This is a genomic window from Pseudomonas sp. E1BtOHC1 (genome assembly GCF_058744285.1).
In genome coordinates this window covers 4,237,968-4,250,848 of the sequence record NZ_CP196023.1, presented here as the reverse complement: position 1 = coordinate 4,250,848, position 12,881 = coordinate 4,237,968, and the positions used below count along the sequence as shown (strand labels likewise).

General features: G+C 64.1%; 9 protein-coding genes. 1 reads left to right on the top strand and 8 read right to left on the bottom strand.

Annotation, left to right across the window (positions count from 1 at the left end):
- Positions 1 to 18 precede the first annotated feature (18 nt).
- From ACSSVC_RS19180 to ACSSVC_RS19170, 3 genes are read right to left on the bottom strand one after another with little or no spacing between them, the layout of a single operon-like run.
- The gene (locus ACSSVC_RS19180; protein WP_492611187.1) at positions 19 to 2,178 is read right to left on the bottom strand and encodes a type I secretion system permease/ATPase; all 2,160 of its coding nucleotides are present in this window, start codon (positions 2,176 to 2,178) and stop codon (positions 19 to 21) included.
- 2 nt (positions 2,179 to 2,180) lie between these two features.
- Positions 2,181 to 3,569, bottom strand: a complete 1,389-nt coding sequence (locus ACSSVC_RS19175) for an HlyD family type I secretion periplasmic adaptor subunit (protein WP_346632984.1) — start codon at positions 3,567 to 3,569, stop codon at positions 2,181 to 2,183.
- Positions 3,566 to 5,707 carry a type I secretion system permease/ATPase gene (locus ACSSVC_RS19170; RefSeq protein ID WP_492611186.1) on the bottom strand — a complete coding sequence of 714 codons (2,142 nt, stop codon included), beginning with the start codon at positions 5,705 to 5,707 and terminating at the stop codon, positions 3,566 to 3,568. The genes ACSSVC_RS19175 and ACSSVC_RS19170 overlap by 4 nt, the downstream gene beginning before the upstream one ends.
- A gap of 498 nt (positions 5,708 to 6,205) precedes the next feature.
- Here ACSSVC_RS19170 and ACSSVC_RS19165 point away from each other — a divergent pair, with 498 nt between their 5' ends.
- Entirely contained in the window at positions 6,206 to 6,973 is a 768-nt protein-coding gene (locus ACSSVC_RS19165; protein ID WP_492611185.1) for a substrate-binding periplasmic protein, read from the top strand.
- Positions 6,974 to 7,108: 135 nt separating this feature from the next.
- Here the strand turns inward: ACSSVC_RS19165 and pelG are convergent, their stop codons facing one another.
- The 5 genes from pelG to ACSSVC_RS19140 are packed head-to-tail and all read right to left on the bottom strand — an operon-like array spanning position 7,109 to position 12,873.
- Positions 7,109 to 8,479 carry an exopolysaccharide Pel transporter PelG gene (gene pelG / locus ACSSVC_RS19160; RefSeq protein WP_346632981.1) on the bottom strand — a complete coding sequence of 457 codons (1,371 nt, stop codon included), beginning with the start codon at positions 8,477 to 8,479 and terminating at the stop codon, positions 7,109 to 7,111.
- Positions 8,480 to 10,012: a GT4 family glycosyltransferase PelF gene (gene pelF, locus ACSSVC_RS19155; protein ID WP_346632980.1), complete on the bottom strand. Its 1,533-nt coding sequence runs from the start codon at positions 10,010 to 10,012 to the stop codon at positions 8,480 to 8,482. It lies immediately after the preceding gene.
- Entirely contained in the window at positions 10,009 to 10,998 is a 990-nt protein-coding gene (locus tag ACSSVC_RS19150; protein ID WP_346632979.1) for a HEAT repeat domain-containing protein, read from the bottom strand. The genes pelF and ACSSVC_RS19150 overlap by 4 nt, the downstream gene beginning before the upstream one ends.
- Positions 10,976 to 12,346, bottom strand: coding sequence for a PelD GGDEF domain-containing protein (locus tag ACSSVC_RS19145; protein ID WP_346632978.1), 1,371 nt, complete (start codon positions 12,344 to 12,346; stop codon positions 10,976 to 10,978). The genes ACSSVC_RS19150 and ACSSVC_RS19145 overlap by 23 nt, the downstream gene beginning before the upstream one ends.
- A gap of 5 nt (positions 12,347 to 12,351) precedes the next feature.
- Complete coding sequence (locus ACSSVC_RS19140; protein ID WP_102865063.1) at positions 12,352 to 12,873, bottom strand: penicillin-binding protein activator LpoB; 522 nt, start codon at positions 12,871 to 12,873, stop codon at positions 12,352 to 12,354.
- Positions 12,874 to 12,881: the final 8 nt, after the last annotated feature.

Sequence of the window (12,881 nt, the reverse complement as noted above, 5' to 3'; positions counted from 1 at the left end):
CTCCTGCCGTCGGTGGGGTCAATCCTTCATCTGCAGCGCCCACTGCCGGGCATACAACCCGTCCAGGGCGAGCAGCTGTTGGTGTGTGCCTTGTTCGAGCACCCGACCCTGATCGATGACCAGAATCCGGTCCGCATGGCGCAGGGTATTGAGGCGATGGGCAACGCTGATCACCGTGCGGCCGCGGACGATGCCCTGCAGGTTGGCCATCACCGCCGCTTCCGACTCGTAGTCCAGGGCACTGGTGGCTTCGTCCAGCAACAGGATGCCGGGGTTGGTCAGCAGGGCCCGGGCCAAGGCAATGCGTTGACGCTGGCCGCCGGAGAGCTGGCCGCCACGCTCGCCCACCTCGGTCTCGTAGCCCTGGGCCAGGGCCTCGATAAAAGGCGCCGCCCCGGCCAGACTGGCGGCGTGCCGCACCTCGGCGTCGCTGGCCTGAGGCCGGCACAGGCGAATGTTCTCGGCAACGCTGCCGGCGAACAGCACGCTTTCCTGGAGCACCACGCTCATGTTGCGGCGCAGGGCCACCGGGTCGGCGATGGCCAGGTCGATGCCATCCACCAGCACTCGGCCGTGCTGAGGCACATAGAGGCGCTGCAGCAGGCGGGTCAGGGTCGATTTGCCGGAACCGGAGGGCCCGGTAATGCCGACGAACTCGCCCGGCTGGATCTCCAGATCCAGCTGGCGCAGCACTTCCTGGCCGTCTTCCTCGTAGCGAAAACGCACCCCCTGGAAGCTCACCCCGCCCTGCAACGCCGGCACCGAAGCCAGACCGCCGCTGCCGCTTTCACAGTCGCTGTCGAGAATGTCCCCCAGGCGGCGCAGGGAAATCAGCGTGTGCTGAAAGTCCTGCCAGACCTGGGCCAGGCGCAGGATCGGCTCCACCACATGCCCGGCCAGCATGTTGAAGGCCACCAGTTGGCCGGGGCTCAACTGGCCATCCAGCACCAGCATCACGCCCCACCACAGCAACAGCGCCGCGGTCAGCTTCTGGATCAGGCCGATGCCCTGCCCGGCCCAGATCCCGACGACGCGGGTGTGGAACGCCGCACGTACATAGGCTGCCAGCTGGCGCTGCCACTGCTGCTGAAAGGCGCTTTCGATGGCCCCGGTCTTGATGGTCTCGATGCCGGTCACGGTCTCGGTGAGAAACGCCGTGTTGGCCGCATTCAACTCGTATTCGCGCAAGGCCCGGCTGCGCAGCAAGGGGCCCACGCACAGCCAGAAGAGGAAATACAGGGCCAGGGAGCCCACCACCACCCAGGTCAGCAGCGGTGCGTAGCTGTACATCACGGCGATGAACAGCCCGCAGAACGCCAGATCCAGCACCAGGGTCAAGGCCGAGCCGGTGAGAAACTGGCGGATCTGTTGCATCTCACCGACCCGGGCGATGATCTCGCCGCTCTGGCGCCGCTGGAAATACCCCAGCGGCAGCTGGATCAGGTGCTGGTACAGGCGCGCGGACAGCTCGGCGTTGATCTTGCTCGCCACATTGCTGAACAGCCAGGATCGCAAGAGGCCGAACAAGGGCTCGAACAACGCCAGGGCCAGCATGGCGATACCCAGCACTTGCAGGCTCGACAGGCCGCGACTGACCAGGACCCGGTCGATGATGTTCTCGAACAGCAGCGGCGTGACCAGTGCTACTCCTTGCAGCATCAGCGACACTAGCAGCACGCTGCGAAACTGCCGCCCATGCTTGAGGATCGACGGCAGGAACCAGGAGACGCCGAAACCACTCGTCTTCAGTTGCACATGCCGCTCGGCCAGCAGCAACACCTCTCCCTGTCCCTGATCATGGCCTTGCCAGAGCGTCGCCAGCTCCTGGCGCGAGAGAGTCTGGCATTGCCCCTGCAACGGCCAGAACACCCGGACCCGATCGCCCTCCACCGCGTCCAGCACCGCCCAGCCCCGAGTGGTATCCAGCAGCGCTGGTAGCGGCAGGTGATGCAGGCGCTGCACCCGGCTCTGTACTGCCCGTGCGCGCAGGCCGATCCAGCCGGCGCAGCGCCGCAGGTCAAGGCTGTCGGCCGGGCCTTCAACCCGTCCCAGGCGGTGAGTCAGCTGCGCCACGCTGATGCTCAGGTCGAAGCGCCGGGCAGCCCAGGCCAGGGCGTGCAGGCCAGTGTCGAGCATCGTCGATGATGGTTCAGAAGCCAGATCGAAGGCGTGGGTCATGTTCAACGCTCCCGCAACGCTTCGGACTGATACTCGCGAATCGGGCTCAGCAGGTAATTGATCACCCGTCGCTCACCGGTGCGAATCTCGCCGGTCACGCTCATGCCGGCCTGCAAGGGCATCCAGCCCTGCCCCGCGGCGATGGCCGCACGCTCCAGGCGAATCCGCGTAGGGAACACCAGCCCCAGCTGTTCGTCCTTGATGGCGTCACCGGAGACATGGGCCACGGTGCCGCGCAAGGTGCCGTAGCGGGTATAGGGAAACGCATCCACCTTGATCTCCACGGGCTGGCCGGCCTTGACGAAACCGACGTCCTTGTTCAGCACCATGACCTCGGCGTCCAGCTCGGCCCCCTCGGGCACGATCACCAGCAACTGCTGCGCCGCTTGCACGGCGCCGCCCAGGGTATGCACCGCCAGTTGCTGGACCACGCCGTCCACCGGCGCCAGCAGGGTTTGCAGGCGCTGCCGGTCGCGGCCACGGATCAGTTGCTGCTCGAGCACGGCGATCTCCTGCTGGCTGCGGTTGAGCAATTCATGCTGTTCGCGCTGGGTTCGGGCCAGGAAGCTGTCGCGCTGCTCCCGACGGTTCTGCGCCTGGGCCTTGAGCACCTGCAGCTCGGCCTGTTGCTGGGCCAGCGAACGCTCGACGTCCAGTTGCTCCTTTTCCTGCTCAAGCAATTCCACCAGGGGCATCAGTTGTTCGGCGGCCATCGCCCGGCGTGCATGGAGCCGTTTGCGCACATTGCTGGCCAGCTTGCCCAAGGCGCTGATCTCGCTGCCCCGAGCCCGCTGATTGGCCTGGTTGATGGCGATTTCGGCGTTGAGGCTGTCCAGGTTGGCGCTGATTTCCTTCCAGGTACTGAGCAGTTGCTCCCGGGCCGCCGCGGCCTGCTGTGCATCCAGGCCAGCAGGCGTCTGGTAGCTGTGCAAGGGCTCCGGGGTCAGCAGTGCGCGAGCCCGGGCCAGTTCCAGGCGCTTGAAGTCCAGTTGCGTGCGCAACTCACTGAGTTCGGCGTCGATACCGATCGGGTTCAGCGCCACCAGCACCTCGCCGGCCTTGACCCGCTGCCCGTCACGCACATGGATGGCCTGAACTTCACCCGCCTCGTGCGCCTGGATCACCTTGGTGTAGCTGGAGACCATGAGGCGCCCGGCGGCACTGGCATGAATGTCGAGAAAGCCGAGGATCGCCCAGCCCAGGGCCAGCAGGATCGCCAGGATCAGCAGCAATGCCGTGCCCCGGGCCCAGGGCGCGGGTGGCCGCTCGACAATTTCCAGGTAGCCGGGCTGAAACTCGTACTCGTCGCGGCTGCGCTTGAGCCGCGTCCGTGCGTCACCCAGGCGCTGCCAGGCGCGGCGCCAGCGAGACAACAGAGCGTCGAACATCATGACGCCTCCTTGCACAGCGCCTGCTGCAGCGCCCACAGCCGTGAGTAGCAACCGCCGTTGGCCAAGAGTTGCTGATGGCTGCCGGATTCGCTGATGCGCCCCTGTTCCAGGGCGATAATGCGTTGGCAATGCCGTACCGCAGACAGGCGATGGGCAATGATGATCACCGTGCGTCCCTGGGCGATGCTCGCCATGTTGTCCTGGATCAGCGCCTGGGATTCGTCATCCAGGGCGCTGGTGGCTTCGTCGAAAATCAGGATGCGCGGGTCGCCCATCAGTGCCCGGGCAATGGCGATGCGTTGCCGCTGGCCGCCGGACAACGAGCTGCCGGCTTCGGCCAGCACCGTGTCGTAGCCCAGGGGCAGGCGCAGGATGAAATCATGGGCACCGGCCAGCCGTGCTGCAGCGATCACGCTTTCCAGGGAGGCCGTGGGATGCCGCAGGGCGATGTTGTGGCGCACGCTGCGGTTGAACAGGTAGTTTTCCTGGAGCACCACGCCAATCTGGCTGCGCAACCAGGCCGGCTGCAACTGATCCAGGGGCAAGCCGTCGATCAGGATGCGCCCGCCATCGGGGGTGTAGAGTTTCTGCAGCAAGCGGGTCAGTGTGCTCTTGCCGGACCCGGACGGCCCGACGATGCCCAGGGTCTGCCCCGCGGCGATCTGCAAGTCCAGGCCGCGCAGCACCCACGCAAGTTCCGGACGGTAGCGGAACACCAACTGTTCGATGCGCACTTCGCCGCGCAAGGCCTGTGCCGGGCGCAGATCCCCCTCGGCCTGCTCCACCGGCAGGTTGAGCATGTCGCCCAGTTTGTCCACCGACACCCGCACCCGGACGAACTGCTGCCAGACCTCGATCAGCTTGGCCACAGGCTGGCTGACGTGGGACAGCATCATGTTGAAGGCAATCAATTGGCCGATGCTCATCTGCAAGTCGATGACACGGCTTGCGCCCCAGCAGATCACCGCCACCGCCGTGACTTTCTGCAACAGCATCACGGCCTGGCTGATGGCGCTGCCCAGGGTCTGGCTGGCAAACCCGGCCTCGACCATCTGCGCCGTCTGCGACTCCCAGCGACGCTGCATGCGCGGCTCCACCGCCAGACTCTTGATGGTTTCGCTGCTACTGACGCTTTCATTGAGAAAGGCGGTGTTGCGCGCCGCACTGTAGAACTGGCGCTCGATGCGTTTCTCCAGCGGGCCGGTGCTGAACCAGGCCAGCAGCGCATACAGTGGCAGGGTCAACAGCACCAGCAGGGTCAACGGCCAGGAAATCCAGGCCATGACCGCAAAAAACACCAGGGTGAAGGCCACGTCGACACACAGGGTCAGCAGCGAGCCGGTGAGAAAATCGCGGATGCTGTCCAGCTCCTGGACTCGGGTGATGATCGCCCCCACCTGGCGTTGCTTGAAGTACAGCAGCGGCAGGCCCAGCAGATGGCGCAACAGCTTGACCCCAAGGCCAATGTCGATGCGATTGGCAGTGTGCGCTGCCAGGTATTCACGCAAGCCCTTGAGCAGCACCTCGAACAGGCCCACCAGCACCAGGGTCATCACCAGCACGTCGAGGGTCGACAGCGCCCGGTGCACCATGACCTTGTCCATCACCGCCTGGAAGAACAACGGCGTCGCCAGGGCCAGCACCTGCAGCAACAGCGAGCACAGCAGCACTTCGCCCAGTATCCGCCGATGGCGCAGCAGCTCCGGAATGAACCACGACAGATCGAAGCGCAGACCGCTCTGGCGCAGGCGAATCACCTCCCCGCTCCACTGCTCGGCCAACTGCGGGCGATCGAGCATGTCCGGGGTTGGCACTGCAGGTCGCTGCACCAGGGCCTGTGTGTCCGAGAGCCGCGCCAGCAAAATGAAGTCGCCGCTGTGGTTGCGCCAGACAAGGGGCAGCATCTTCGGGGTCAGCCGGGTCAGCGCCAGACGTTCAAGGCGCAGATCGACGCCGGCGTTGCGTGCATAGTCCCTGACGGCCTGGCGCAGGTCCCGTGAGGGATACGGGTGCAGGGCTTGCGGGTCCACGGCTTGCGGCACGCGTTCCTGGGTCAGTTGCAGCAGCAGATGGCAGCAGGCCAAGGCTGAGTGAACGGCCGTATCGGCCGCGGCTGATGGGGCAGACAGCGCTGTCATAGCGGAGCATCCGCTGAGGACGGGCTGCGGGTTGTTGCAGTATTGACTGGCATAGACCGCTCGTTTCTTGCTCCAGGGAGCATGGAGGCACGAACGCAGTCTGAGTCAGCCAATTACGAATGATAATCAGCAGTTTGATTGAAGCGTTTTAACTAAAACTTAAGGCTGTCCCGTAAATCCCCTGCATGCTCATACGGCGCATGCAGAGAGCCTGGCCCCAGACTGGTGAGGGTGGCGAGGCTACTGATATAGCGCTGCTCACGGCTGTTCAACCTGAGTATCAGCGCGTGCCCGTCAATGCCCTCACCGGTTGCGCGAGCCCTGAACCGTGATGGCTATCAGAGGTCAAAAAAATCCGTCAAACCCATCCATCTCTGCGCATAACCCTCTAATCTTGGCGGCACGTTTTGCAGGTCGTTGCGGGTCGGTCTCTGTACGTGTCGAATACGCAGCGTTAATCCGAGAGCATGAAATGCCACTGTTTGTTGAGTTACTGCCATGACTCATGTGAGTCAAACGTTGCGCCAGCGGGGGGCGCTGATCCTGACGACGCTGCTCGCTCTGATGGTCTGGGTGCCTTCAGGGTCTGGCGCAGAGTCCCCTAGCCTCGACCTGTACGTCGTCGACGCGCCGCCTTTATCGATGCTGGACCAGGCCGGCCTGCATGGCATCGTCGGCGACGCGACGCTGGAAGCGGCGACCCGCGCCGGTTATACCCTGCACTTCATAGAAGCGCCTTGGGCCCGAGCCCAGCAAAACGTGCGCAAAGGCGTCGACAAGCTGATCATTCCCCTGTCGCGCACGCCAGAAAGAGAGGCTGATTACACCTGGATCGCGCCCATCATGACCATGGACAGAGCGTTTTTCAGCCTCGATAAACGCGTCCAGAGCATGCAGCAAGCGCGGGAAACCTTTGCCCGTATCGCCGTTGGCCGCGGCAGCGCCCAAGAGCAAAAACTGCGGGCAGAGGGTTTTAGCGATACCCAGATTTATCCGTTTGAGATTGGTGAGAATCCGGCGCAATTGCTGCTGATGGGGCGCGTCGATGCCTGGTTCAATGGCATTCCTGAAACGCAAGCTATCTGGCGCAACGTGTCAAACAGGACGTTGCAGGTCAGTCCGTCCTTGATGAAGACCGATCTGTATCTGGCCTGCTCCAAACAGTGCAACGCGGTGTTCGTGCGCCACTTGAGGGCGGCAGTCGAGACGCTGCGCAAGGACGGCACGCTGGAGCGAATAAAAGACGCTTACCTGAAGCAGCCGTGACCCGTTGCCCCGGCGCAGGTCCATCAGCACCCCGCGCCAAGGATCTGTTCGCGCAGTGCACAGCAGCACCTCGGCCCAGTACCAGGCTTGCGCTGGCGTCATGAACGCGAGCCTGGATGGGTGATCGTGCACGCCTCAACGCGAGAGCATGAAGGTCTCGTACTCCAGGTCATCCAGCGCCGTCGACAACCGCGCCAGCCCCAGCAATACGCAGATCAGCAGCGACAGGGTAAAGCCATAACCGAAATAACTCGGCCCCAGGTGCAGGCTCAGCAGGGTCAACGCAGCGTTGAGAGCAACGAAGAACAGGCACAGCTCCAGCACGATCGCTCGTTTGTCGAGGTAGAAAAACACGTTGAGGATCGCCATGAACACCACCTGGATGCTCACTCCGATCAGGTCGATGTAGAACAGCGGCAGGTAGTAGCTGGACATTCCCAGCCACTCCAGCAGGCGCGGGCCGAAGAGAAACAGCAGTACCACCGTCAGCCCCTGGACCTTGCAGATTTCCAGCAGGCCCTGGCGGATCGAGAAGGTCATCTCGGCTTTCAGCGAGCCGATATGCTGCAGGGTCTCGCCATCGCGCACCGCGCGGAACAGCCGGTCGTACCACTCGGCGAAGTCGGTTTCGATCCTGACCAGAAACACCGCCATGCCGGGAATGATCGCCAGGTAGGCGAGGAAGATCGGCAAGTCGTACAGAATCGAGGCACGCATCGGCCCGATCACCTGGCTCGAGGTGTCCGGGTTGAACCAGAAGATGAACTTGTCGATCCAGATGCCCAGGTTGTAGCAAAACCCGGTCAACAGCAGGCTGAGGAACACCTGACGGCGGTCGAGGAAGTCGAAGGCCACCAGCTTTTCGGCCCGGTACTCGCGCAGGATGTCGTAGAGAAACAGGAACAACAGTGAGCTGTGCCCCAGCAGCAACGCCAGCAACAGGCCTTCCATGCCCATGTGCCGGAGGAAGAAAGCGCTGCCGACCATCAGTCCATAGCCCACCAGCATCACCAGCAGGATGCGGTTATAGGCCTTCATCCCCGAGAGGAAGATGATCACCAGCCACAAGTTGCACAGCACCACGAAGTTGGCCAGGGTCAGCAGGCGGTAGATCAGCGGCTGGTCGAACAAGCTGGTCAACAGGAGAATGCCCAGCACCCCGGAGCCCAGGGTCACCAGCAGCAGCACACCCACCAGGTTCGGCAGGATCTGCTCGTACTTGCGCTCGAACAGGCGGTCGGAGACAAAACGGGTGAAGAACAGCTGCAAACCGCCGGTGAGGATCAGCGACGTGGCCATCAGGTAGGTCACGGTGATCAGGAACTGGCGGATCAGCACCTCCGGCACCACCAACCCCAGGCTGATGACCCCCACCAGCATCACGCTGAGAATCGACAGCACCCAGGGCCCGGAACTGATCAGGCCGGCATAGACGTAGGCGTGCAGCGTCGCCGTGTAGGAGTCGCGCGAGAGAATCTTGCGCAGTTCGAAACCAATGCCGGCCATTTACACAGCCTCCTTGTGTGCGGTGCCCATGGCCGTTTGATACAGCGCGCGATAGCGCTCGATCATCAGGGTTTCGCTGTAGTAACGGTGAACCCGCAACAAGCCGGCGGCCTGGGCGGACTTCCAGCGTTCGGGGCTGCGCAGCAGGTCGATGATCGCCTGGGACGTGGCCTGGGGATCGGCGATTGCCACCACCTCCCCGGCCAGCCCCAGATCGCGGTCGGCCGCCTCGCCGCCCTCGATCAGCTCACGGCAGGAGCCCACGTCGCTGCTCACCACCGGCGTACCGGCGGCCCAGGCTTCGAGAATCACCAGGGGCTGGGCCTCGCTGATGGAGGTCAGCACCATCAGGCCCAGTTGCGGCAGGATGTCCTGGATCTTCTGGAACCCGAGGAACAACACCTTTTGCTCCAGCCCGAGACTGGCCACCAGGCTGCGACACTCGGCGACGTATTCGGGGTCTTCCTCTTCCGGCCCGACGATCCAGCCTTCGACCTCGGGCATGACACTGACCACCCCGCGCATGGCCCGCAGGAAGGTCTTCACGTCCTTGATCGGCACTACCCGGCCGATCAGCCCGACCACCGGGGCGATGCCATCGGCCCGGGACTCCAGGGCCTGGGTCCAGACGTCCAGGTCGATGCCGTTGGGAATCACCTGGGTGCGCTCGGCCGGAGCACCGTCCTTGATCTGGCGCTGACGGTTGCCGTCGTACAGGGCGATGATCTGGTCGGCGCTTTCATAGACCAGATGACCGATGCGCTCGAAGAAGCGCACCCAGAGTATGCGGATGTACCCCGAGCCGGTGTCCATGCTGTCGTTGAGCGCCTGGTTGCTGCTTTCGGCGATCCAGCTGGCCTGAGCCAGGTCGATCTTGCGCTCCTTGGTGTAGATCCCATGTTCGCTGAGCAGCAACTGGCAGCCCCACAGTTGCTTGAGAATGCAGCCCACCAGCCCGGCATAACCGGTTGAAATCGAGTGCAGGACCCGAGCCCGCGGCATGCGCCGCGCGGCATCGGCCAACATCAGCAACGGCGACTGCATGGTGCGCAGGGTCCAGAAATAGTTGACGAAGGACGGATCGGCACAGTGCTGTTCGTAACCTTCGGTCAGTGCCTCCCAACTGGGGCGACTGTAGAGCACGTCATCCAGGGTGATACGCGCCTGGGCCAGGGAATCGAGCACGCCAATGCCCAGTTCGGCGGCCGGCTTCTCCGGGTTGTGCAGGTAACGGTACAGGTTGCTCAACTCGTCCAGGGACGCGGTGTGGGCGACTCGCTTGTGCTTGGGATTGCGCCAGGCCTCCTCCAGATACACTTCTTCGATGTGCACCACGTTGACTGGAATCTCATAGCGGCGCTGACCGTAGGCTTCGCGCTGGCCACCAATGAACAGTACGGAAAAGGTCAGTTGCGGCAGTCCGAGGATCATCTGGTGAATCCAGCTGGACACACCGCCGCGCACATAAGGCCAGGTGCCCTCGAGCAGCAGGCAGACATCGGCAATGGGCGTTGGGTTGACGGCGGTTTTCATGTCCAGGTCCTTACCAGCCCGGCAAAGGGCGGACGTTGTTGCATCTGCGGCGGCAAGCTTTTCAACAGCGCGGGAATCTCTGAATAGTTTCCGGTTTCAAAGGCGATTTCGGCACGGAACGGCAAGACCTTGGCCGGGTCCATGCCCGCTTCCTGGGCCTGGTGCATATGCAGTCGCGCTTTGCCGATGTCGCCACGCTCAAGGGCAATACGCCCGGCCAGCAACAGCAACTCGCCGCCCTCTCCCGCCTCCAGCGCCAGCTCGGCATGCTCGCCGGCTTGCCCCAGCACGTGCTGCTGAACGCTGCCCTGGGCCAGGCCCAGGTAGGCCAGTTCCCAGTACCAGCGCGCCAGGGTGGCATGCAAGGCGCCGGCCTTCTTGGGCGCGGCACCGGGCAACTGTTCGAGGGACGTCTGGATGCGCTGGTTGATGTCGGTTTCCTGCTTGTCGAGCATCGAATACGCCAGCAGGCGCACATCGTCGCTGGGATCGCCCAGGGCCAGCTTGAGGATCGGCACCGCTTCCTTGCCCGGCATCTTGCGGGTGGCGAGCAGCGCCGCCAGGCGCTGGTCGGGGTCCGGAGCGTGGCGCAGCACGTCCTGCAAGCCGCTGTCGCCGAAGGTCGGCGAATGCAGATGGGACTGTGCGCGAAACGGCAGGTCAGGAATGCCAACCGCCTGCCACATCTGCGTCTCGCGCTTGCGCGGCAGGTACAGCGCCGGAAAGATCGCGGCAATCACCCCGACCGAACCCAGCAGCGGCACAAAGAACGCCAGGCTGAAAATGAACAGCGGGCTCCAGGGCAGCGGCCGGCGATAGCGCGCCGGCAACAGCAGCCACACCGCCGCCGTCAGCAGGCCGCAGGCGATACCGTGGGACATTGCATACAGCAGCGCGGTCTGCAGGTCGGGCAACTGCGCCGTCAGGCTGGCCCAGCTCCCCACCTCGAAAAACAGCGCTCCGCTAAACAGCCACTTGCTGATCATTCAGGCCACACTCGTTGTACAGAAAGTTACGCAGCCCATCGCGTTGCCGGGCCGACTCCAGGTCGTAAGGCAGCACCGTGACCCCCAGGCCGGCCAGGTCCACGCTCATGCCGAAGTGCTCGTGAACCAGCTTGCCCAGGCGCGTCAGGTAGCCTTGGGCCCCTTCGGCACTGGTCAGAGGCAACAGCACCAGCAACAGCCCGTGCCCGCGACTGTTGACAAGGCTCAGGTGCAGGTCCAGTCCGCGCTGGCTGCGTTCGAACAGCCGCGCCAGTTCATCGTTGGGCTGGGTCAGTTCAAAGGCATAGAGGCATCCGGACAGGCCGTGTTGCTCGACGTCCACCAGCGAACGCTTGAGCTGGCGGGTGAAGTGCTGGGCATCGGCGTTTTCCAGCTGCAGCACCTGTGAGTCAGGGTGCAGCAGGTCGGCGATATGCCCCGCCAGCAGCGCCAGCAGGCTGAGGGTGCGCTCCTGGAAGGCAAAGAACGGCATCTGCCGCACCGCGAGGATCGCCAGCACCCGCCCCTGGGTGTCCACCAAGGGAATACAGGCCTGCAGCGACGACACCGAAGCCTGTCCGCCGCTGTCGAGCAGTTCTTCACGCACACTCACCAGCTCTTCACGCTCCAGGCACAAGCGCACCAGCAGGTCCTTGTTGTCCAGGGGGCCCATGGTCCCGGTGGAGGCCAGCAAGGTCAGGGTGGGTGGCGCGCTGCCGGCCTGCTCCACACGGTACAGCCCGGCCACTCGCAACGAGCCGTACTGGCCCAGCAGGGTCAGCACCGGCTCGGCCAGCAGGGTCAGCGAATCATCGCCATTGGGCACCGCACGCAGGCGCTCGCGCAGGCCCAGCAACGAACTGCGCAGGCTCTGGTCGCTGCCGGCCAGGCGCTGCTCCAGGCGATCATGGGACACCCGCAGGATCTGGTGCGCCCGGGTGAAATCGTCGAGCCGGTACTGGCGATACTCGTTGGCCATCTGCAAGCGCAACAGTCGTCGCTCCCACAGGTCGCGCACCTCGCCGACGAGCATGCCGCAGACCAGCACGCCGACAATGTAGGACGGCGCGATCTGCGCGTAACCCGCCAGCCCCGACTGACGCAGAATGAAGAATGCCGCCACCAGCAGGCTGGCGCTGATCAGGCCGCGGACAAACCCGTAGCGCACGCCCAGCAACAACGGCGCCAGCACTGACCAGGGAAACTCGCCCTGCACTTGCAAAGGGTCCTGTGGCGCCAGCCACAGTCCCACGCCGATGACTAGAGCCGTCACCAGGAATGTTTCCAGCCATGACGCCGGACCGCTGGCGCGGGGCGCCAGCGCGTAGTCCATGTGTGGAGAGCTCATGACAGTTACTCGATCCTAAGGCCACCGACAAGCTTGTCGAGCACCTTCTGCGCGGCGCCAGCCAGGCTTTCGCGGGACCAACCGGCGCGGGCGCCGCTATTGCTCCAGAGCACTTTGCCGGTGCCCGCCTCGACCACCCGCAGGCTGATGCCCACCGCCGGCTCGCCATCCAGGCCATTCTTGTACTGCCACTCTTCAACGCTGCCGGACACCACATAGTCGAGCTTCTGCTCACGGGCCCAATCCATGGCGCCGGCCAGACGCTCGTTGTCGTCGAGCAGGGCCTGCTCGCCCTGCCCCGGCGCGCCGCTATAGACCTGGGGTTGCAGGCCGCGGCTGCTCAGCACACTCAACAGAATCTGCTCACTGCGCTCCCCGGCCTGGGGCGTCTGGGAATAGTTGACCAGCGGCAGCACGCCCCAACGCGCACTCTTCGACAGCTCAGGGCTGTCTTGACCGGTAAAGCTCGTGCAGCCGGCCATCAGCAAAGCGGCCATCGCCAGACTCACGCAACGAATGGATTGCATAAGGTTCA

Bases quoted from the DNA above. Each gene is read 5' to 3' on its own strand.
- ACSSVC_RS19180 (WP_492611187.1), bottom strand. From the start codon at position 2,178: ATGACCCACGCCTTCGATCTGGCTTCTGAACCATCATCGACGATGCTC.
- ACSSVC_RS19175 (WP_346632984.1), bottom strand. From the start codon at position 3,569: ATGATGTTCGACGCTCTGTTGTCTCGCTGGCGCCGCGCCTGGCAGCGC.
- ACSSVC_RS19170 (WP_492611186.1), bottom strand. From the start codon at position 5,707: ATGACAGCGCTGTCTGCCCCATCAGCCGCGGCCGATACGGCCGTTCAC.
- ACSSVC_RS19165 (WP_492611185.1), top strand. From the start codon at position 6,206: ATGACTCATGTGAGTCAAACGTTGCGCCAGCGGGGGGCGCTGATCCTG.
- pelG (WP_346632981.1), bottom strand. From the start codon at position 8,479: ATGGCCGGCATTGGTTTCGAACTGCGCAAGATTCTCTCGCGCGACTCC.
- pelF (WP_346632980.1), bottom strand. From the start codon at position 10,012: ATGAAAACCGCCGTCAACCCAACGCCCATTGCCGATGTCTGCCTGCTG.
- ACSSVC_RS19150 (WP_346632979.1), bottom strand. From the start codon at position 10,998: ATGATCAGCAAGTGGCTGTTTAGCGGAGCGCTGTTTTTCGAGGTGGGG.
- ACSSVC_RS19145 (WP_346632978.1), bottom strand. From the start codon at position 12,346: ATGAGCTCTCCACACATGGACTACGCGCTGGCGCCCCGCGCCAGCGGT.
- ACSSVC_RS19140 (WP_102865063.1), bottom strand. From the start codon at position 12,873: ATGCAATCCATTCGTTGCGTGAGTCTGGCGATGGCCGCTTTGCTGATG.